20 protein-coding genes are annotated in these 21,102 nt (G+C 47.1%); 6 read left to right on the top strand and 14 right to left on the bottom strand.

The window, feature by feature from the left end; translation table 11 throughout:
- Positions 1-18: 18 nt before the first annotated feature.
- The 4 genes from rbsB to rbsD form a co-directional block, all read right to left on the bottom strand.
- The gene (rbsB, locus tag U9J37_RS16270; RefSeq protein ID WP_005469673.1) at positions 19-897 is read right to left on the bottom strand and encodes a ribose ABC transporter substrate-binding protein RbsB; all 879 of its coding nucleotides are present in this window, start codon (positions 895-897) and stop codon (positions 19-21) included.
- A 72-nt stretch (positions 898-969) separates the two neighbouring features.
- Entirely contained in the window at positions 970-1,953 is a 984-nt protein-coding gene (gene rbsC / locus U9J37_RS16275; RefSeq protein ID WP_005469899.1) for a ribose ABC transporter permease, read from the bottom strand.
- Positions 1,950-3,455: a ribose ABC transporter ATP-binding protein RbsA gene (rbsA, locus tag U9J37_RS16280; protein ID WP_005469734.1), complete on the bottom strand. Its 1,506-nt coding sequence runs from the start codon at positions 3,453-3,455 to the stop codon at positions 1,950-1,952. The genes rbsC and rbsA overlap by 4 nt, the downstream gene beginning before the upstream one ends.
- Positions 3,456-3,481: 26 nt before the next feature.
- The gene (gene rbsD, locus U9J37_RS16285; protein ID WP_322414267.1) at positions 3,482-3,901 is read right to left on the bottom strand and encodes a D-ribose pyranase; all 420 of its coding nucleotides are present in this window, start codon (positions 3,899-3,901) and stop codon (positions 3,482-3,484) included.
- A 308-nt stretch (positions 3,902-4,209) separates the two neighbouring features.
- On the opposite strand from rbsD, the gene U9J37_RS16290 reads away from it, so the two are divergent.
- Together U9J37_RS16290 and U9J37_RS16295 are read left to right on the top strand one after the other, a co-directional pair.
- Positions 4,210-4,473, top strand: coding sequence for a DUF3012 domain-containing protein (locus tag U9J37_RS16290; protein ID WP_005469599.1), 264 nt, complete (start codon positions 4,210-4,212; stop codon positions 4,471-4,473).
- Positions 4,474-4,546: 73 nt separating this feature from the next.
- Positions 4,547-4,702, top strand: coding sequence for a DUF3012 domain-containing protein (locus U9J37_RS16295; protein WP_072016674.1), 156 nt, complete (start codon positions 4,547-4,549; stop codon positions 4,700-4,702).
- A 57-nt stretch (positions 4,703-4,759) separates the two neighbouring features.
- Here U9J37_RS16295 and U9J37_RS16300 read toward each other — a convergent pair whose 3' ends face one another.
- From U9J37_RS16300 to U9J37_RS16320, 5 genes are all read right to left on the bottom strand, one after another.
- Positions 4,760-5,428, bottom strand: coding sequence for a LuxR C-terminal-related transcriptional regulator (locus U9J37_RS16300; RefSeq protein ID WP_005469623.1), 669 nt, complete (start codon positions 5,426-5,428; stop codon positions 4,760-4,762).
- A gap of 178 nt (positions 5,429-5,606) precedes the next feature.
- The gene (locus U9J37_RS16305) at positions 5,607-6,611 is read right to left on the bottom strand and encodes a S1 family peptidase (protein ID WP_005469510.1); all 1,005 of its coding nucleotides are present in this window, start codon (positions 6,609-6,611) and stop codon (positions 5,607-5,609) included.
- Positions 6,612-6,684: 73 nt separating this feature from the next.
- Positions 6,685-7,770: a S1 family peptidase gene (locus U9J37_RS16310; protein WP_005469773.1), complete on the bottom strand. Its 1,086-nt coding sequence runs from the start codon at positions 7,768-7,770 to the stop codon at positions 6,685-6,687.
- Positions 7,771-7,868: 98 nt separating this feature from the next.
- Entirely contained in the window at positions 7,869-8,987 is a 1,119-nt protein-coding gene (gcvT, locus tag U9J37_RS16315; protein WP_005469608.1) for a glycine cleavage system aminomethyltransferase GcvT, read from the bottom strand.
- 259 nt (positions 8,988-9,246) lie between these two features.
- The gene (locus tag U9J37_RS16320; RefSeq protein ID WP_005469700.1) at positions 9,247-9,870 is read right to left on the bottom strand and encodes a helix-turn-helix domain-containing protein; all 624 of its coding nucleotides are present in this window, start codon (positions 9,868-9,870) and stop codon (positions 9,247-9,249) included.
- Between the two features lie 386 nt (positions 9,871-10,256).
- Between U9J37_RS16320 and U9J37_RS16325 the strand changes: the two genes are divergently transcribed.
- From U9J37_RS16325 to U9J37_RS16340, 4 genes are all read left to right on the top strand, one after another.
- Positions 10,257-11,552, top strand: coding sequence for a serine hydroxymethyltransferase (locus U9J37_RS16325; RefSeq protein WP_005469736.1), 1,296 nt, complete (start codon positions 10,257-10,259; stop codon positions 11,550-11,552).
- Positions 11,553-11,587: 35 nt separating this feature from the next.
- Positions 11,588-11,968: a glycine cleavage system protein GcvH gene (gene gcvH, locus U9J37_RS16330; RefSeq protein ID WP_005469554.1), complete on the top strand. Its 381-nt coding sequence runs from the start codon at positions 11,588-11,590 to the stop codon at positions 11,966-11,968.
- Between the two features lie 121 nt (positions 11,969-12,089).
- Positions 12,090-14,954 (top strand): aminomethyl-transferring glycine dehydrogenase, encoded by a 2,865-nt coding sequence (gene gcvP / locus U9J37_RS16335; protein WP_005469763.1) that lies wholly within the window; start codon positions 12,090-12,092, stop codon positions 14,952-14,954.
- A 347-nt stretch (positions 14,955-15,301) separates the two neighbouring features.
- Positions 15,302-16,081 (top strand): substrate-binding periplasmic protein, encoded by a 780-nt coding sequence (locus U9J37_RS16340; RefSeq protein ID WP_005469654.1) that lies wholly within the window; start codon positions 15,302-15,304, stop codon positions 16,079-16,081.
- A gap of 67 nt (positions 16,082-16,148) precedes the next feature.
- Here U9J37_RS16340 and U9J37_RS16345 read toward each other — a convergent pair whose 3' ends face one another.
- The 5 genes from U9J37_RS16345 to U9J37_RS16365 form a co-directional block, all read right to left on the bottom strand.
- Complete coding sequence (locus tag U9J37_RS16345) at positions 16,149-16,409, bottom strand: DUF5062 family protein (protein WP_005469730.1); 261 nt, start codon at positions 16,407-16,409, stop codon at positions 16,149-16,151.
- Positions 16,410-16,509: 100 nt separating this feature from the next.
- Complete coding sequence (locus U9J37_RS16350) at positions 16,510-16,692, bottom strand: DUF2256 domain-containing protein (protein WP_072036437.1); 183 nt, start codon at positions 16,690-16,692, stop codon at positions 16,510-16,512.
- A gap of 90 nt (positions 16,693-16,782) precedes the next feature.
- Positions 16,783-17,352, bottom strand: a complete 570-nt coding sequence (locus U9J37_RS16355) for an Lcl C-terminal domain-containing protein (protein WP_005469660.1) — start codon at positions 17,350-17,352, stop codon at positions 16,783-16,785.
- Entirely contained in the window at positions 17,352-18,800 is a 1,449-nt protein-coding gene (locus U9J37_RS16360) for an Lcl domain-containing protein (RefSeq protein ID WP_043886531.1), read from the bottom strand. The genes U9J37_RS16355 and U9J37_RS16360 overlap by 1 nt, the downstream gene beginning before the upstream one ends.
- A gap of 16 nt (positions 18,801-18,816) precedes the next feature.
- Positions 18,817-21,093: a proprotein convertase P-domain-containing protein gene (locus U9J37_RS16365; RefSeq protein WP_005469528.1), complete on the bottom strand. Its 2,277-nt coding sequence runs from the start codon at positions 21,091-21,093 to the stop codon at positions 18,817-18,819.
- Between the last annotated feature and the right edge of the window lie 9 nt (positions 21,094-21,102).

Below are 21,102 nucleotides of genomic sequence, written 5' to 3' on the forward strand. Positions count from 1 at the left end.
AAGAGGAAGGCGAACAGATTACTTAGCGATCACTTTAAGTGGTACTGGAATGTAAGCGTCTACAGAGCCACCTTTAAGCACTTTGTCTGCCGTTTCAATACCCAGTGAACCAATCAGATCTGGCTGCTGAGCAACTGTAGCTGCCAATTTGCCACGGTTGACCGCTGCGATGCCGTCATCGGTGCCGTCAAAGCCTACGATCATTACATCTTTGCCTGACGCCTGTACCGCACGAAGTGCCCCTAACGCCATCTCATCATTCTGCGCAAATACCGCTTGCACGTCTGGGTTGGCTGCAAGCAAGTTTTCCATTACGTTTAGACCTTTAGTACGGTCAAAATCCGCAGGCTGGCTAGCAAGCAGTTCCATCTCACTGCCTTTTACGGCGTTCATGAAGCCTTCACCACGCTCACGTGCGGCAGACGTCCCTGCAATACCTTCGAGCTGAATCACTTTCGCTTTTTCACCTACTTTTTCCATGATGTAGTGACCCGCCATTTCACCACCTACCACGTTGTCAGAGGCAATGTGGCTGACAACCTCACCACGACTTGCGCCACGGTCTAGCGTCAATACTGGAATGTTTGAGCGGTTAGCCATACGAATCGCATTCGATACTGCATCTGAATCTGTCGGGTTGATCAGAATCGCTTTTACGCCGCGAATAGTAAGATCTTCCACGTTAGAAAGTTCTTTGCTCGGGTCATTTTGCGAATCAAGCACGATCAGGTCATATCCCAACTCTTTCGCCTTTGCTTCTGCGCCATCTTTCATCGTAACGAAGAAAGGGTTGTTTAGCGTAGACAGTACGATCGCCATGGTATCTTGCGCCTGCGCTGAAACAGAAACGGTGGAAGAAAGAAGTGCAGCAGAGATAAGCGTTGCTAATTTTTTCATTGTGTTAGTCCTTGTGTAGGGTGGTGGTTCGGAGTCCTTTCCTCCGAACCTGTTATGAATACGTCTGTTGTGTTACTTGTTTTTGTTGTCAACCAATACCGCAAGAAGGATGACTACTGCTTTTGCGATCATTTGGTAATAAGAGGAAACGTCCAGTAGGTTTAACGCGTTGTTGAGGAAACCGATGATGAGCGCACCAATGAGCGTACCCATGATGCGACCTTTACCGCCCATCAAGCTTGTGCCACCAAGTACTACCGCCGCGATAGCATCCAACTCATACCCCATACCAGCGGTCGGCTGAGCAGAAGAAAGACGAGAGGTAATGATGATGCCAGCCAGCGCTGCAAGCAGACCGCAGATGGCGTACACGCCGATTTTTACTCGGTCAACATTGATGCCAGATAAGCGTGTTGCAGACTCATTGCCACCTAAAGCGTAAACGTAACGACCAAAGCGAGTGTGGTTAAGCAGGAACCAAGCCGCGGCAAATACGATCACCATTAGCCAGACCGGAACAGGAATGCCTAACGCGTAGCCCGTACCAAACCAAGCGAATGCATCCGCTGTGTCGGTAAAACCGGTAGAAATTGGTCGACCGTCTGTGTACACCATGGTCACACCACGAAGCAATGTCATGGTCACCAGCGTTGCAATAAACGCTTGCACCTTGCCTTTAGCGATGATGATGCCACTGATCGCCCCAAGCGCCGCACCCGCGACAAGCGCAGTAGGAACCGCGATGAGCACTGGCACTTCCATAGCGATTAAGCTGGCGGCAAAGGCTCCACAGAGGGCAAGCACCGAGCCGACGCTCAAATCGATACCCGCCGTTAAGATAACCAACGTCATCCCCACGGCGATAATCGCGTTTACTGACGTTTGACGCAGTATGTTAAGAATGTTGTCTACGGTAAAAAAGTTAGGGTTAAGGAACGAGACGACAACAATTAAAAAGAGTAGAGCGATCAGAGATTTCTGTTCAATCAGCCACTCTTTGCTCAATAGCTTTTTGCCGCCTGTTTCATTTGGTTTGCTCATGGTATTGGTACTCATGCTGCTTCCTCGTTAATCTTTTTGCCAACGGCACACGCTAATAGTTTTTCTTGGTCAGCCTCTTTGGCGTCAAACTCACCGCTGATACGACCTTCATGCATCACCATGATGCGGTCACTCATTCCCAGAACCTCTGGCATTTCTGAAGAGACAAGAATGATGCTCATGCCATCTGCTTTGAATTTGTTGATCAGCTGGTAGATCTCTTTTTTGGCACCGACATCGACACCGCGAGTTGGCTCATCAAGAATCAGTACCTTAGGTTTGGTCATCAACCCTTTCGCAATCGCCACTTTCTGTTGATTACCACCAGATAGGTTGCCAATGATTTGGTCACGAGTTGGAGTTTTGATATTGAACAGCTTGATGAAGTCTTCCACCGCGATCACTTCTTCGCTGTGTTGGATTCGACCTCCCTGCGTTAACTTGTCCAATGAACACAAAGACATGTTCTCTTTCACAGATAAACCCAGCACCAAACCATCGCCTTTACGGTCTTCAGAGATGTAGGCAATGCCATTCGCAAGACCATCTTGGGGGCTCACAGGGTTAATGGTTTTGTTGTTCAAGTTGATCACACCGCGCTCACTGGGCAAGGCTCCGTAGATCACTTTCATCAGCTCAGTACGACCCGCGCCCATTAAGCCCGACACGCCAAGAATTTCTCCTCGTTTAAGCGTGAAACTGACATCGTGAACGCCCGAGCCAGTCAGACCGATCACTTCCAAACAGGTCTCGCCGTGCTGAACATCAATGCGTGGGTATTGCTCGTCTAGCTTTCGCCCGACCATCATTTCAATCAAGCCGTCTTCGTCCGTCTCTGCGACTTGGCACTCACCGATGAATTTACCGTCACGGAGTACCGTAATGTCATCACATATTTCGAAGATTTCTTTTAGGCGATGGGAAATGTAAACAATGCCGCAATCTTGTTCACGCAACTCGTTAATCACTTTGAAAAGCGACTCGGTCTCGGTATCGGTCAACGCATCTGTTGGCTCATCCATAATGATGACTTTCGACTTAAACGAAAGTGCTTTGGCAATCTCTACCATTTGCTGCTCACCGAGACTTAAATCGCCAAGCAAGGTTTTCGAGCTGTGCTTAACATTCAAGCGCGCAAGTAACTTATCGGCTTCCGCGTACATGGTTTCCCACTGGATGCGACCCAACGCGCCTGTAAATTCGCGACCTAAGAAAATATTTTCCGCAATTGTCAGCTCTGGAATCAGGTTTAGCTCCTGGTGAATGATACTGATCCCCGCTTCTTGAGAGTCTCTTGGTCCATGAAAGGCGGCTGCTTGTCCCTGATAGTGAATCGTACCCGCGTCTTTACTGTAAATGCCGGTCAACACTTTCATCAGAGTGGATTTACCAGCGCCATTTTCTCCCATCAACGCCATGACGCGTCCCGGGTAAACATTTAAGCTGGCTTTATCAAGCGCCTTTACTCCCGGAAAAGCTTTCTCAATATCACTCAGTTGTAAGATGGCTTGAGTCATACTCTGTCCTCAATCATTAGCGGGCTTTAAAAAACCACACCAGCTTGGAAAACCACGTTTGCATACGGCGTGCACTCGCCAGTACGTACAACCGCGCGGCTTGACGAAGTACGCGCTTTAAAGGCCTCGTGAGAAAGGTAAGTAACCGAAATGGCTTTTCCGCTTGCCTCTTGCTCCGCTAAAATCTCAGCAATCAATGCGTCATGATGGGTTGGGCTAACCTCTTTAAACTCTTCGGCAAGAATGATGCCCTCTACCTGAGATTCGCTGAGCATCACTTTGACCGTTTCAAGAAAGCTCGGGACGCCGTGAGTAAGAGCAAGATCAATGCGCTGAACGTCGTCAGGAATTGGTAAGCCAGCATCACAAATCGTGATTTCATCGGTATGACCTAGTGTAGCCACTAGGTAAGAAAGCTCAGCGTTGATTAGGGTACTTTTTTTCATCTCATTGACCTATCGAATACACGATCAAACCAAATAAAGTCTGTCGGCTTCTATGCAAATTATTATTGATACAAATCTCATCGAAACGTTTCGATTGCATCATAGCCCTTCAGCATAGAATTACGATAGCCCACTTTTCAGAGTGTGAGGTGGATCTTTACCTCAACCGGTTAAACGCGACAAAGAGTGATCGAACTCACCCATCGAAACGTTTCGATATACCAAATTTTGCCATAATTAACCGAAATCGCACACACTTTCTCACGGTTTTTAGGTATAGTTGCGCCAGATAAATTTAGGACACGATTATGAAGAAATTACCCCTTGTTTTGTTTGCCCTAGTTGCTCTGTCTGCGTGTAAAGATGAGGTAGGTACCCAAAATTGGTGTGATAACAAAGCACAAGGTCCCAAGAGTGAATGGAGCGCTCAAGACGCCCTCGATTATGCAAAACACTGCGTGCTGCAAGATGCTGTCGGCAGTGAATCATGGTGTGAGTCAATGAGTGACAAACCCAAAGGTGACTGGAGCGCGAACGAAGCTAAAAACTTCGCAACACACTGTATTCTCTAAAGTCACTTATTGACTGAGTCAGCAACAAGCCGATAACCTAGCGACACTGTAAACCATCAACAAGGACGTAATGATGAAAAAACTGACTGCCCTTCTATTTTTGGCAATGTCACTTACCGCTTGCACGGAAGTTGGAAGCGAAGCCTGGTGTAACGACTTAAAAGAGAAACCGAAAGGCGACTGGAGTGCTAACGAAGCAAAAGATTTCGCTAAGCACTGCATTCTTTAGCAATAAAAAGAGCAGCTCACTAGCTGCTCTTTTTAGATTTCAATTTTTGCTAAGTCTCTAGGCTCGCTCTTCCAAAGCAATGTTATTGTTGGCCCAGAGCAATGCTTGAAGACGATTCTTAGCGTTAATTTTCTTGAAGATGTTATGTAAATGCGTTTTGACCGTATTTTCACTCACAAACAGTTCGTCGGCGATTTGTAAGTTGGAAGCACCATGCCCCAATAAACGCATGATCTCTTTTTCGCGTTTCGTCAGATTTGCGTACGCTTGCGATGTTGTCACGGTATTTGCACAGCGGAAATATTCAATATAGTCTTGAGCCACTTTGCGCGACAGCCACATTTCGTCGTTCATGATCTTTTCCATTCCCTTGATCAGCAAGGAAATATCATCTTCGATGTAGAACACACCCACAAGATTACGCCACTTGAACAACTGAGTTGATGTCACATCTTTAGGGCAGTTGATGACGATTTCTTTGATCGCGGTTTCACTCGCCGCTTTAATTTGGCTGTACTCGTTGAAACGGTCATCATCTAGGTATTGAAAATCGAACAACACAAAATCACCCAGTAGGCGAGACGAGCCATCATGTGTACGAAGATCATCGACAGAAACCATGTTGACGGTAAGCTGAAGCCCTCTCTCTAGCGAATCTTTAAATAGATTCGATTGCATGCTCACATCCGACAAAAGTGTGATTTGATAGTTTTTACTTTCTGTCATTGAGGAATTCTCCAGCTCCACCCTATAGATAAGTTAAAACTATCGTTTAGATAAGATTAGTCAATATAGCAGGTCTTACAATCGCGACACCTGCCTGAGTAAAACCCTTATATATCATAGAGGTATGATTAAATCTCACTTTTGAGAATGGTACTTTTTACTTTGAAAATGCGTAAAACTACCATTTTATACTTCGTTTGAAAGCAATGAGAAGTAGAACCAAGAGACCGTAACCCCCCCCTCCTCCTCCACTGCTGCTTGTGGTTAACTGATCCGGAGTCACTTCCGCTTGGCTGCTGCCATGTTCGTTATTGATCAGTCTTCTTACGCCATCTTCAACCAAGACAAATGCCTTTGGTTCCACTTCACCTGCAAGCACTTGATCTATCCAACCTTGGTAATCATAAAGGTCGGTAAACACAGAGGTCACACTGTAGCGGTTGTCTCCACACAATGCAGGGCCAAAGCTCGTCAACCCAACTTGGATATAATCGAGGCCGTTGTAATAATAGACTGGCCCTCCAGAATCTCCCGAACAAGTCGAATTTTGATAACCGCTCTTTTCAGGCCCACCAAAACACAAATGTTTATCGGTGATCGCACTGCCAAATTCCGCTTGGCAAGCGGATGTCGAAATATATTCCAACTCAGTTTCGAGCAATTGCCCCCCTCCGGGTTGGTTGCCTTCTATATAGCCATGGCCAACCGCAATAAACTCGCCGTTCGAGGGAAAACTGTTATTGATCGTGGTGTTGAGCAAGTATTTAAAGTCACCAACACCCAAAGCCGTTTCGAGCTTTAATATGGCAATATCGTCGCGCCATAAATCAACCGACGAGTCGGAATAGGTATCTGGGTAGTAAAACTCGACAACTCGGGCTTGAGGACTCGATAAAAACTGGCTTTCATCTTCGAGTTGCGGCGCAACCACGGTATAGAGCATGGTTTCGTTTTGACCGTAAATACAATGCGCTGCGGTAAGTACATACTCACTATTAATAAGCGTCGCACCACAGAAGCTGCTGGTGCTATAAAGCGTGTTACTACGGTAAAACAGACTGGCAAATGTAGGATAATTAGAAATGTTGGCAGTAGTGCCATTGACGATATAAGGAGTAGCTTCAAAGCTATAGGCGAACGAACTCCAAGCTGTTATCACGCTCGCCAGTAGAAATCGAACCATGATCACTTCCTCCGTTCGTAAGCATCACTCTTAAGTTTAGTTTACGAACGGGGAGAGCAAAGGTTTAATCGTGTTAGCGGCGGATTTTCTTTCTAAGAGACAATGCGCCTAGCAGCAACACAGAAAATAAGCCCAGTGAGCCGCCGCTAGAGCCAGAGGAACCGATTGAGCTCGTTGAGCTAATTTTTGGCATCGAGGTTTCATCCGATAGCGCTGAAGATGATCTCATCACCCAACCTGTCGAAAAGTTGAACAACGAACGAACGCCTGATGATTTTCTAACTTCAAAAGTAGGATCGACTGCACCATTAACCACATTGTTGATCCAGTTTGCGTAGTCGTATACCTCCGTAAAGACCGAAGTATACGGACGGTCTTGATCCCCACAGGTCCCCGGGCCGTAGCTTGTAATACCTATCTGCTGGTATTTAAAACCGTCATACCAATAAACTGGTCCACCCGAGTCACCATTACAGGTTGAGTTCTTGTAGCTACCCGATAGCGGGCCATCGAAACACAATTGTTTACTAGTAGAACTACAGATTCCGCTAGAGGCAAAGGTTAAACTGGTCTGCATAACAACATTCGTCGTCGTCCTTGTAACAGTTTGACCTTTATCGTTAGCAACATGGTTGGTGTAGCCTCGACCTATCGCTTTAAACGTATCGGCTCCTCGCGTGTTAGCGTAAACATCATTCGTAGTTGTGTTTAGATAGCTACTGTAGTTGCCAATAGATAGTGGTCTTTCTAGTTTAAGAATAGCGATATCATCAGGAAGGACAGGCCCCTTCGAAGGATCCAAATTGGGGCTGTAAGAGCTTTGATAGTAAATTTTCTCAACTCGTGCAGATTGGTAACCGCCATTATTGTACTTGGTTTGGTCCGCAAGACCGGGAACAACCCAAGTGTGGAGCATGGCTTCATAATCTCGATAGATACAGTGAGCCGCAGTTAACACGTGTTGAGCATCAATGATGGTACCGCCACAGTAGTTACCAAACTTCGACCCATCATGAAAATACAGACTGGTAAACGTAGGGTAATTGCCACTCAGTTCACTGTCGGTCGTCGGGCTACCATTAATAATGTACGGGTTTACATCCCCCGCATGCACTCCAGCTGAGAGCATCACGGCAAGAACTGCAGTAAGCCTTTTCATAAAAATATCCTTTGTAAAACTACTACCGACATCATACATATAAAAAAACCTCTCAGTCGAGAGGTTTGATACACAATTCAAATGATGCTTACAAATGCTTAACCGCGATAGTAACGCTGCGGCACAAATGGCATTTTCTCAACAGTCATTGGCAGTTTTTTACCACGAACTTCGGCAAACAACTCAGTACCTACAGCCATAAGATCGGCACGAACATAAGCCATTGAAACTGGTTTACCTGCGTTAGGGCCTGCTGTACCACTGGTTACAACACCAACTTTGTTGTCATCAGCGTCGAACAGTTCAGTGCCTTCACGAACTGGGGCTTTGGTTTGGCCAACTAAACCAACACGCTTACGCGTCACGTCTTTAGTCTCAATTTGCTTAAGGATGATGTCCGCACCTGGGAACCCACCTTCGCGTTCACCGCCAGTGCGACGCACTTTTTGAATGCCCCACAGAAGGCTTGCTTCAACAGGTGTTGTCGTTGTGTCGAGATCATGACCATACAAACACAATCCACACTCAAGACGCAGAGAGTCACGAGCGCCAAGACCGATCCACTCGACTTCCTCTTCAGCTGTTAGCTTTTGTGCTAGCTCTTGTGCGTGCGTGTTTGGTACAGATATTTCGTAGCCATCTTCACCCGTGTAGCCACTGCGGCTCACAATGCACTCAACACCTAAAATCTCAAGCTTCTTCACGTCCATAAATAGCATGTCTGCGACCTCAGCATTGAATCGCTTAAGGACATCTACGGCTTTAGGGCCTTGCAATGCCAGTAGTGCTCGGTCATCAATCACTTCTAGCTCTACGCCGGACGGAAGGTGGGCTTCAAGATGGTTAATATCTTGCTCTTTACACGCCGCATTGACGACAACAAACAGATGATCCCCAAGGTTTGCCACCATAAGGTCATCCATAATGCCACCTTGTTCATTGGTGAAAAACGCATAGCGCTGGTTGCCAGCTGGTAGGTCGATAATGTCCACTGGGACCAAAGACTCAAGAAACGCCGCAGCCCCTTCACCGTGCAGACGTAATTGCCCCATATGCGATACGTCGAACAGACCCGCCGCATCACGGGTGTGTAGGTGCTCTTTTTTCACGCCGAGTTTGTATTGCACTGGCATATCGTAGCCTGCGAAAGGAACCATTTTCGCACCAGCTTCAACATGTAAAGAGTGAAGTGGTGTTTTTAGTAGATCTTGAGTCATTGTTGTCTCCGTTTAATCAGGTTCGTTTTCCACTCTAGGAAACTTTGTTTCCAATAATAAACACGAGTGGAGAATTTTTGCACCATTAACAAGTCGAGAACAGTTCAAAATGTGACATTTAACATTAAATTCACATCAACAGAAAGGAAAGAGAAGCGTCATCTTGAACCTATGTCGCTCAAGATGGCGCTATTGTACTCAGAAAAAACACAAAAGCAATCGTTTGCTTTTATTATAGGAAAACTAAGAGCGCGTTACGTTATTTAGCGGTCACCCACAAAATATGTGCATCTTCTTCACTGGTAGAAATCAGCATATGGCCCATATTGGCATCATAATAGACACTGTCCCCTTCACTCATTTCCACTGGCTCATAGAACTCAGAATAAAACCGAACCGTTCCTGAAAGAATAAGCAGAAACTCTTCGCCATCATGACGCACCCAATCTCCGTACTCGTCAAAGCTCCGTGCATGCACTTGGCTTTTGAACGGCATCATCTTTTTGTTAGACAGTTGAGTGGCGAGCAGTTCATGCTCATAAGTAGGCGTTGGGTGCGGCTTTCCTTGACCGGATTTAGTAATATCCCTGCGCCCTGTTGCAACTTTTTTCCTTGGTGGTTCAAAGAGTTGCGGCATATCTATCTGCAACCCCATAGCCAACTTCTGCATCGCTTGGAAGGTAGGCGAAATCTGTTCGTTTTCAATCTTACTTAATGTTGAACGCGCTAATCCTGTGCGTTGGCTTGCCTCTTCAAGGGTAATCCCTAACTTGCCACGTATGTCTTTGATTTTCTCGCCAAGCTTCAATGGTTCGATATTTTGATCGCTCGATTCCTTGGCTAACGTCAATGATGGGTATTCATCATAGATATCTTCGGGCATGCTTCCCTCTTCTTATATTCTGCTACTTCCTGTTTCATTTTCATTGTGCCCGAAGGCGATCAGAGAAAAAAGATTAGAACAAGAAATAAACCGTGCTCTCGATAACAAAATTAGAAACCTTGTTTCCAATAGGAAATTTTTGGTTGATTGTTGTTACGACAACCGCTATGTTACCAACTTGTTAGTTGTAGAGATGCTATTTCCGAATCGGTTGCTTGATAGATTTAACAATTGTTTTCGGTTTTGCCCCACGGATTGAATACTGAGTTTTGGGGCGTTAAATGTCGCTTTGCTCTTACATAGAGAAGAGCAGTACTAGAAAAAGACTGATGAGAACTACAAACCTAAATAACTATCTCATCGGCATCAATGGAAGGTCATCTACCATGAACAAAACGTACCAAAATCACAGCCTAGAGAACTTTTTCTCGACTAATCTTGCTGCTACTGACGACGCTGTGTTCGCTGGGATTCAAGCGGAAAACACACGTCAAAACGAACAAATTGAGCTGATTGCTTCTGAGAACATTGTATCTAAAGCAGTCATGCAAGCCCAAGGCACCTGCCTAACCAATAAATATGCAGAAGGTTACCCTGGCCGTCGTTACTACGGTGGCTGTGAACACGTTGATACAGTAGAGGCGATCGCTATCGAACGCGCGAAGCAACTTTTCAAGTGTGGCTACGCAAACGTTCAACCTCACTCTGGTGCGCAAGCAAATGGCGCAGTGAAGCTGGCACTTCTTCAACCAGGCGACACTATTCTTGGCATGTCTCTAGATGCGGGTGGTCACCTTACCCACGGCGCTCGCCCAGCGCTTTCTGGTAAATGGTTCAACGCCGTTCAGTATGGCGTGGATCGCGACACACTAGAAATTGATTACGACGCGGTTCGAGAACTGGCTCTTGAGCACAAGCCAAAAATGATCATCGCAGGTGGTAGCGCAATTCCTCGTACCATCGACTTTGCTAAGTTCCGCGAAATCGCAGACGAAGTTGATGCAATCCTAATGGTCGATATGGCGCACATTGCCGGTCTGATTGCGACAGGCGCGCACCCTAGTCCGCTTCCACATGCACACGTTGTTACAACCACAACACATAAGACATTGCGCGGCCCACGTGGCGGTATGATTCTGACTAACCATGAAGACATCATCAAGAAAATCAACTCTGCAGTCTTCCCTGGCCTACAAGGCGGCCCATTAATGCACGTTATCGCGGCTAAAGCCGTCGCGTTTGGCGAGGCGCTCGGTCCAGAATTTTCAACTTATATTGATTCAGTGATCAACAACGCAAAAGTTCTTGCTGAAGTATTGCAAACTCGCGGGTGCGACATTGTGACCGGCGGTACAGATACTCATCTGATGTTGGTCGACCTTCGCCCTAAGGGCTTGAAAGGTAACGTGACAGAAGAAGCACTAGAACGTGCGGGGATCACATGTAATAAAAATGGCATCCCATTCGATTCAGAGAAGCCTATGATTACATCGGGCATTCGATTAGGGACGCCTGCGGGCACAAGCCGCGGCTTTGGCGCTGAAGAATTCAAACTCATCGGTAATTGGATTGGCGACGTTCTTGACGGGTTGGTAGAAAACCCAGAAGGCAACCCAGAAGTTGAACAACGCGTTCGCAAAGAAGTGAAAGCACTGTGCAATCGCTTCCCACTTTACCAATAAACAATTTAATCAAAGTTATTTTTGGAGATTAAGCAATGGACAAAACACTGAAGTTTGCAGATAGCCACGAGTGGGTACGCGATAACGGTGACGGCACAGTAACGATCGGTATTTCTGAGCATGCACAAGAAATGCTGGGTGACGTTGTATTCGTTGACCTACCAGAGGTTGAAGACGAAGTTGAAGCAGGTGAAAGCTTCTCACTGGTTGAATCTGTAAAAGCAGCGTCTGACATCTATGCACCAATCACCGGTGAAATCGTAGAAATCAACGAAGAACTAGAAGACAGCCCAGAGCTAATCAACGAAGAACCGTATGAAGGCGGTTGGATCGTGAAAGTGAAGATGTCTGATGCATCTGAACTCGACAACCTAAAAGACGCAGAAGAGTACCTAAACTCAATCGAAGACGAGTAATTAGGAAAATTAGCAAGGCTGCCCCTGTTCTCAGAGGCAGCTTTTTTTCAAAGTTCGGACGTATAAGCAATATTGTCAGTAGTGACAACCGATAACCGAACGATGGAGTAGGTAAAGGACAATGACTGAATTACTTCAAAGCCTCAGCACACAAAATGAGTTCGTTGCTCGCCACAACGGTCCAAACAAATCTGACCAACAAAAAATGTTGGAAGCGATCAACGTTGCAAATCTAGACGCGTTGATTGATGAAACAGTTCCAGCGCAAATCCGCCTAGAAAAACCAATGACACTGGCCGAAGCAAAAAGCGAAGCTGACATGTTGGTTGCCATGCGCGAATTTGCCGACCAAAACCAAATCAAGCGTACGTTCATCGGCCAAGGTTACTACAACACTTTCACGCCAAACGTAATCCTGCGTAATGTGCTGGAAAATCCAGGTTGGTACACAGCATATACCCCTTATCAGCCAGAGATTTCGCAAGGCCGCCTAGAAGCACTGCTTAACTTCCAGCAAATGGTGATGGACCTAACCGCAATGGACATTGCTAACGCCTCACTACTTGACGAAGCAACAGCAGCAGGCGAAGCAATGACGCTATGTAAGCGCGCTGGTAAGAGCAAGAGCAACGTCTTCTTTGTTGCAGATGATGTTCACTCTCAAACGCTAGAAGTTGTTAAAACTCGCGCTAAGTACATCGGCTTTGACGTACAAGTCGGTTCATTAGAGTCACTACCAGAGCAAGACGTGTTCGGCGCGCTGGTTCAATACCCTGGTACAACCGGTGAAGTTCGCGACCTAACGGACATCATCGCTAAAGCGCAGGCCAACAAAACACTAGTCACGGTTGCTACAGACCTACTCGCTTCAGCTCTACTTAAGCCTGCAGGTGAAATGGGCGCAGATGTCGTGATCGGCTCAGCACAACGCTTTGGCGTACCTATGGGTTACGGTGGTCCACACGCTGCATTCATGGCAACACGTGACAAGCACAAACGTACGATGCCTGGTCGCGTTATCGGTGTTTCTATCGATTCTAACGGTAACCAAGCACTACGTATGGCGATGCAAACTCGAGAGCAGCATATCCGCCGTGAGAAAGCGACATCAAACATCTGTACTGCTCAGGCACTACTAGCAAACATGGCATCTTTCTACGCGGTTTACCACGGTGCAGAAGGCTTGCGTACTATTGCTCGCCGTACTCACCACATGACAGCTATTTTGGCTGCTGGTCTAACTAAAGCTGGCTTCGAACTCGCGCACAACAGTTTCTTCGATACCATCACCATCAATTCAGGTGAACAGACTCAAGCGCTGTACGCAAAAGCTCAAGCAGCTGACATCAACCTGCGCAAACTGCCAACTCAACTCGGTGTGAGCTTAGATGAAACAACAACCGTTGCTGACGTTGAAGCGCTATTTGCCGTATTTGGCGTAGAACAAGACGTAAACGCACTGTCATCAGAAATTGCGAGCAACGAATTTGCAGCGATTCCTGAAGCGCTTCGTCGTACTTCAAAATACCTTACGCACCCAGTATTCAACACGCACCACAGCGAAACGCAGATGATGCGTTACCTAAAACAGCTTGAGAACAAAGACTTCTCACTGACTCACGGTATGATTCCGCTAGGCAGCTGTACAATGAAGCTGAACGCCGCCGCGGAGATGATCCCAGTAACATGGCCAGAGTTTGGTTCGATTCACCCATTCGCACCAATCGAGCAAGCGGCGGGCTACTCTGCGCTAGCGAAAGATCTAAAAGAGAAGCTGTGTGAAATCACAGGCTACGATGACTTCTCACTACAGCCTAACTCAGGCGCATCAGGTGAGTACGCAGGTCTAATCGCGATTCAACGCTACCACGAGAGCCGCGGCGAAGGGCACCGTAACGTATGTTTGATCCCAAGCTCAGCGCACGGTACAAACCCTGCTACCGCTTCAATGGTGTCAATGAAAGTGGTTGTGGTTAAGTGTGATGACGATGGCAACATCGACATGACAGACCTAGCAGCGAAAATCGAAAAGCACGCGGATAACCTATCAAGCATCATGATCACTTACCCTTCTACGCACGGCGTTTACGAAGAGCAAGTGAAAGAAGTGTGTGAAATGGTTCATGCCGCTGGCGGTCAAGTTTACCTAGATGGCGCGAACATGAACGCTCAGGTTGGTCTAACGTCTCCTGGTCTTATCGGCTCTGACGTTTCTCACCTTAACCTGCACAAAACCTTCTGTATTCCACACGGTGGTGGTGGTCCGGGTATGGGTCCTATCGGTGTGAAATCGCACCTAGCACCTTTCCTACCGGGTCACATCGAAAACGGTGTTGAAGGTGAAGAGTTCGCAGTATCAGCAGCAGATCTAGGCAGTGCATCTATTCTACCTATTTCTTGGGCTTACATCGCAATGATGGGTGAAGAAGGTCTAACAGAGGCGACTAAGGTAGCGATTCTAAACGCCAACTACATGATGGAGCGCCTGCGCCCTCACTACCCTGTTCTTTACCGTGGTACTAATGGCCGCGTCGCGCACGAGTGCATCATCGACATTCGTCCGCTTAAAGAAGAAACAGGTATTAGTGAAGAAGACATTGCTAAGCGTCTAATGGACTACGGTTTCCACGCACCAACCATGTCTTTCCCTGTAGCAGGCACGCTAATGGTTGAGCCAACAGAGTCTGAAGATCTAGAAGAGATCGACCGTTTCTGTGATGCAATGATCGCGATTCGTGAAGAGATCACAGCGGTTCACGAAGGTGCATGGCCATTAGACAACAACCCACTAGTGAACGCACCTCACACGCAAGTTGACCTTGCAAGTGAAGAGTGGGATCGCCCATACCCTCGTGAGATGGGTTGCTTCCCTTCTCCTGCAACTAAGCAGTGGAAATACTGGCCTACCGTGAACCGCGTAGACAACGTTTATGGTGACCGCAACTTGATCTGTTCATGTCCAAGCATCGACAACTACGAAGAGTAATTTTTCTGGTTGAACACAGACAACCAAGTTGGAAACTCACTTAAATAGCCAAAGGCGAACCACAAGGTTCGCCTTTTTGTAATCGATGCCGCGTCAATCTTTCCGAAGTGGCACTGTGAATTTGGTTCTTCTAAACTCAAGGCTGAGTGGGTTGTTTAACAAGCCAATCTAAGGAACTATCTGTCTATCCTAACAATAGGAGGGGCAACCCTGATTGTCATCGTTTCAAAGCGAGAATCAGTAGACAGTAACAAACTAAGATTATCGATAAAATCAAATAACCGACACTTTGCACCAACAAATTGATGTGGGAAAAGTGATAATTATAACTCTACGGAAAGAATTGAATGCGCTCTCTATTAGTCGTACTTGTGATGTATATGTCCGCTTTTAATGCTTATGCCTCATCGCCTAAAACCATCAGACTTGCCTACTCAGACGTTGAATCATTTCCGTTCCAAATGGGCAACGGTAATGCAGTCGCCAAGCCGCCTGGGCTATCCATCGATATCATAGAGCAGGCCGCTGACACCTTGGGTGTAGAAATCGAATACGTTCGAATGCCGGGCAAAAGAGTCCTTCAGCAAATCAAAACGAATCAAGTCGATGGCGGTTTTATTTTCTCTTATAGCCCAGAACGAGCCCGATACGCGGCTTATCCCACCAAAGATAACCAAGCTGACAGCGCATTGCGTATCGCGACACTCGATTACTTTTTTTATCGTCTTCGTGATCAATCGCTGGAGTGGGACGGGATAAACCTATCGGCAAGTATCAGAAGTCCAATCGGTGTGCACAACGGATTTTCTATTCAGAAGGTGTTATCTGATAAAGGTATAGAGACATTGGAGATGCCGAGTACCGCTCAACTGTTCGAATTGTTGAAGAAGCGGCGTGTATCGGCAGTGGCGATCCAAAGCAACATCGCCGACAGTTACATTGAAAAGAATCAATTACCCAATATCGTGAAGGTCAACCCACCAATACTCAGAAAGTACTACTATCTGATTTTCAGCCAGCGCTTCGCGTCAGAGAACCCAGAGCTAGTGAGTCAGATGTGGTCAACCATTGGTAGTGTTCGCGATGAGAGCATTGCAAATCATATGAACAAGTATTTGTTACGTTAAAGTCCGACGTAAACGCAAAGATAAGACAAACGTCCGAGCAAACAAATCGCGCACGCAGAGAGGCGGCCTACTTCAATGGATCATTGTCTGGCAGCGCGCTGTGTATCCAAAGTGCCAGTCTGTGTTTGATGTTTGCGCCATCCAATTTACTTTCTGGCAATGGCGTAATTTGTTTGGCATCAACTAAGAACAAGTAGATGGCTTTGACTCGGACAGGCTGAGGGGACTGCGGTAAATCAAACCCTTGCATCTTGGCCATCTTGCCACCAATTTCGAGTGCTTTTTTTACCAATTTGTCTTCATGTTGTAGTTTTGTGCTTTTCGACATCGATGGTGTCCTCTCTCTATCACTAGTCCACTTTAGAGTACCTTAAACTCTGGTTTTGTCGTGTTAATCCAATCGCAGATTAGTGACGCACCACACAACATCACCTCTCATCACCTAACCCCATGCTGACGGTTTTGCGTTTTCTGCACCCATCTGAGCAATAGATCACATTGGCCCAGTTATTTCGCCACTTTTTGCGCCAACTGAATGGACGCAGGCAAACAGGGCACACCTTGGTGTCGAGGTGCGCTTTGAATCCTTTGGCAGTGGTTGATTTTCTCATCTCATGGTTGCGTTAAGATTGTTTTAATCTGTTACCGATAAGGTCAGCAATGAGATCAAAAAAGCGAACCCGAAGGCTCGCTTGTGTTTGTTACTCGTCGTCGGCCACCAGCAAGACACCGAGTTTTGATTGAGACATGCCGTAGCTAAAGACCTGCGCGTTACGCGTGTCAAATGTCATGATTCTTTGCGTGTCTGGAAGGTGGTGGTTACTCCACAAGTAAGACGTCAGATCGGCATCATCTGTACGTGTGTCGAAGGCGCCACGGAAAGCTTTGGTATTTAGCGCTGGCGTACGACAGGAAAATTCAGCCAAGCTCACCAACTCTTTGATATTCGGCATGCGCCATTTTTGCTTACCACCAAATTGGTGCAATTTGTGGCTCTCACTTTGGTTGATCGACACCACTTCATTTAATGCAGCCTGCCAAAACATACCTGTTGCGTTTCCCGTACAAGTCGCTTGCTCTGCATTCCATTCTTGCCCCACAGCACAGCGCATCCAAGTTAACCCTGTGACTTTGTCTTTTATGGTGCCATTGTCATTAAATTCGTAACGAATGTTCGGTGCACTTTTACTAAAATCAACATGGCACTCTTGAGCGGCCATAGAAAAAGTGGATACCAAACTTAACGCGATACCGATTGTCAGTTTTTTCATTATTTGTTCTCCGGGTATGCCACTAAACGAACCGCAAATTGATAAGAGTCGGAGTTATCCGTTGGCGTCTCGCTGGTGTATATTTCTTGCGGTGAAATCGAACCACGAGATTCACCTCGAGTCTCAATCGCATTAAAGAAGTGTCCATTCGCTGCGGCTTGATCCGAGTACTCAGAGAACGATGCGAACTTGGTCCAAATCACGCCCGTTTCGTAGTAACTCGCTTTGCTTTGCAGCGGGAAAAACTGCTTGGTAAAACCGTAGACTTGGTTGTCCGCGTCCGTTTCTGTCTCACCGAAATCAATCAAGTTATATACTTCATGGGAGGTCGGTAAACGCCAGTTGGTGATGCCACACACCGCCTCTTTGTTTAGGTAATTCACGTACTCTTCTGTGGTACAGATGTTGTCCGTACTGCGACAACCTAAGATGTTAATGTCTTCGATGTAAGGTTCAATCACTCCACTTTCTTGGTAAGCAAACAGACGATCAAAATGGCGTGGAGAGCCTGCGTTATCTAGCTTCGATTCCCAAATCAAACCACTGCGTTGATCCTGTACACACGACCACTCGGCAGCGTCTTCAGAGAGTGCTTTGCCTGACGCATCCAGCTTCACAAATTTAAAGCCGCCATCGTTTTTATCATGACCAAAGTCGGCATCTTGACCCGGGTAATCGGCTGGTGATTGATCCACATAACCACCATCAGTCACATAAGATGTAATCCCGGTATCATTGTGATCACGGTATGCAATTTGAGATAACGTAATCTGAGAAGCGAGTTTGACCATCATCGCTTTCGCGCTTTGATCCGTTAACAACTCTTTGCCTAACGTGGTGGTCTGGTCATCAAGTTGAACCGCCAACGCAAACACTTGATCGTTTCGCTTAGACTCTTCCATCGCACTGGTTAGCGTAAGAATGTTTTTTTCCAGAGTCTGAAACGCTGCGTCGTCAACTTGCTGCATGATGTCGTCTGAAGGTAAACCCAGTGCTTTAAAGTGTGATTCTACGCGAGCCACTGACGTTGCTAAGCTCTCACCAGAAGCTACGTACCCAGCCACTAGGGTCGACACCGCACTGATATCGTTGCCCGCTAATTTGTTCTGCGCCGGCGCAACCAAGATCGCGGTTTGGTTAGCAGCATCCGCGCGCGTGTTCAGCGCCGTCGAACCTGTGTCAATTTCAACCACGATTGGGTTTTCCAAAATGGCCTTGCTCGTACTGGTAATGGAGTACTGACCATTGCTGGCTGTCGTGCTTGGCTCACCTGAACCGCACACAAAGTCTTGGTTCAGGTCAGCACATACTTTTTCATTGCCTTGAATAGACTGTGCTTTCACTGTTCCGGAAAGAGTATAGGTTGGAGCACTCTCATCAGAGCCTCCTGAGCCACCACAACCTGCTAACATCACAGCTGCGGCAAGCAAAGTAAGTTGAGTTTTCATATTGCTGCTTTCTAAATTAATGAGTGTGTTTTTGCTCACGACGCCAGAGTAATAGTCCTCCAAGAAGCCAAAGCCCCCATGAGAACGCGCCTCCCCCTGTGCCGGATTTATTGTTGGTTTTGTTGTTTTCTGTACTGTCGGTCGTCTGCTCACAGCTATAACGCTCGACTGAACCGATTGCCCATTCGACCAATATCCCGGTATCGCCTATACCGACATCGGAAACTTCCAGTCGCCAAGTGCCATTAAGCGGCTCCCCAACAAAGGATTGAAGCTGAGGATCATGTTTCGCCACCCAATAGAAACGCTTTTCACTCAGTGAATAACGGGGATTGGCGATCAATGTTTGCCTAACTCCCGATGGCGAGACGAGCTCCGCCTGCAAATCGCTCATTTGTTGGTGCTGGAACTTGAGATAGACACCGAAATCTTCAGTGACCGTTTGTTTGTCATTGATGATGAAGTTAAAGCTCTTGAATCCAGCGTTGAAGGTACCGTTGCTTGCCAACGAAGCGTCTGGCAACGCGGAATTTTGAACCTTTAATGGCTGGCTAAGCTGTGGAATGCCCATAATCAGTGTGCGATTGTCGGTCCAATTGAGCATGCGTAAATCAGGGCCGTACTGGTAACCAATATTCGCATCCAGTTCAAACGGCTTGGCGCACAACGCCTTACCATCAAGCTGAATCCTTTGGTTTGCGACAGAAAACTTGTCTTGCTTAATGACTGCTTGATGGCCGCTCGAGGTCATCACCGTTCCATCAACCGAGGCTTGGCGCCCATTGGCAATCAAACGAACCGCCATCGGCTGAGCGGGATCAACGTAACGGCTATCGACTTCAAGCACAAACGGCGCTTTCTCTAGACCATGAGTGGCGAAGTTGCGCTTGAGAATGTCGTAATACTCTTTCTCCGGATAAAGCGTCTTGGCGGTGTACAAGATGCTCTCAACTAGATCGTGCATCTTCATCCCACGACCAAGGCCAAACATCGACTCCAAGACTAGGGTATCTATTTCGGTGAACGCCTCTTCTCCGTATTTTTCGACGCCCTGTTTTAAGGTTTGGAATAAAGGGGTCGACCATAGCTCGTCCCCGAGCTCACCACCGACACTTTCGTGAGCGCGATATTCACTGGTCTCAAAATACTTCGCGCGTTGGTTCCAAAGACTGCGTGTGGAAATGCGATTGCCGAAATAGCCATCCCAGTTAAATACGGTGTCAATTTCAAATTCTGAGCCTTGCTGGTGAAGCTTTCTGTAACTTGCCGAGCCTGCCCAGTAGTCAGCAAACCCTTCCGCCATAGCACCGGTGTGGCCATATGCCCAGTCAGGGACAATTTGATAATGGATGCCATGGGCAAGTTCGTGAATGACGATATCCGCATCAATCGCATCAGGTGAGCCACCAATACCAAACATTGCCGCCTTTGGGCCAAGGAAGTAGCTTGAGTTGTTGTTGGATAGCCCTCGACCATCAAACACCACGGGCTCTGTAAATAGCGAATAGCCCAGAGATTCAACATATCGCAACGATTCATCGATATGGTAAAACGCCATCACTTGAGTAAAGTCATTGCTGGCAAAGGTGAGCGTGTTTAACTCGCTGAGTTGGCTAAACTGCACAATACCTTCCGGTGCCAAAAATGACGCGCTGCCACTCTTTACCCAGGTTTTGCTATCTGGTTGATACTCTTCCAAATACTCCGCATCCACTTGCGTCACACGCGAATTCGACAAGTAGTAATGCTCACCACTTTTTAAGACTTCAACGTTGCGTTCAACAAACCTTGGGGTATTTGGGTAGTCCGCCACATCGAGCCAAGGCAGTTCTGGCGCAACATGTCTGTCCATGGTTCTCAGGTCTGGATCCACTACATTCACTGTCGCAGTGACCATCTCCCCTGAAGCCAAAGAGGGTGGATACTGGGCTTTTAAGCGGCGTGGTGATTCTAACTCAGACGCTTTTGTCGCCTCGCCGTTGCGAATAATGGTGTCGTGCAAACTCTTGAAGACACGTCGCACGATGCCATCTTTGTCGGTATGGACCACTAAGGCGCGCTGCGGTTGGTATTCGCCGTCCACTGCAATATTGAAATTGTACTGGTGACCGAGTTTGCTCTGCGTTTGATAGCGTAATGACACCGTCCCTGCCTCAGGGTAGTGGCGTTGCAAATAGTCTTGCGCCGCAACTGCGTCGCTCACCACTTGGTTGCCTGCAGGATAGTCCCACTCTCCTGCGCCAACGCCTGTAGAAATCAGCGCTGCGGCGATCAGTGAATAACGTCTCTTCATGTTCAATCC

Source organism: Vibrio sp. 16 (genome assembly GCF_963681195.1).
Lineage (GTDB): Bacteria > Pseudomonadota > Gammaproteobacteria > Enterobacterales > Vibrionaceae > Vibrio > Vibrio sinaloensis_D.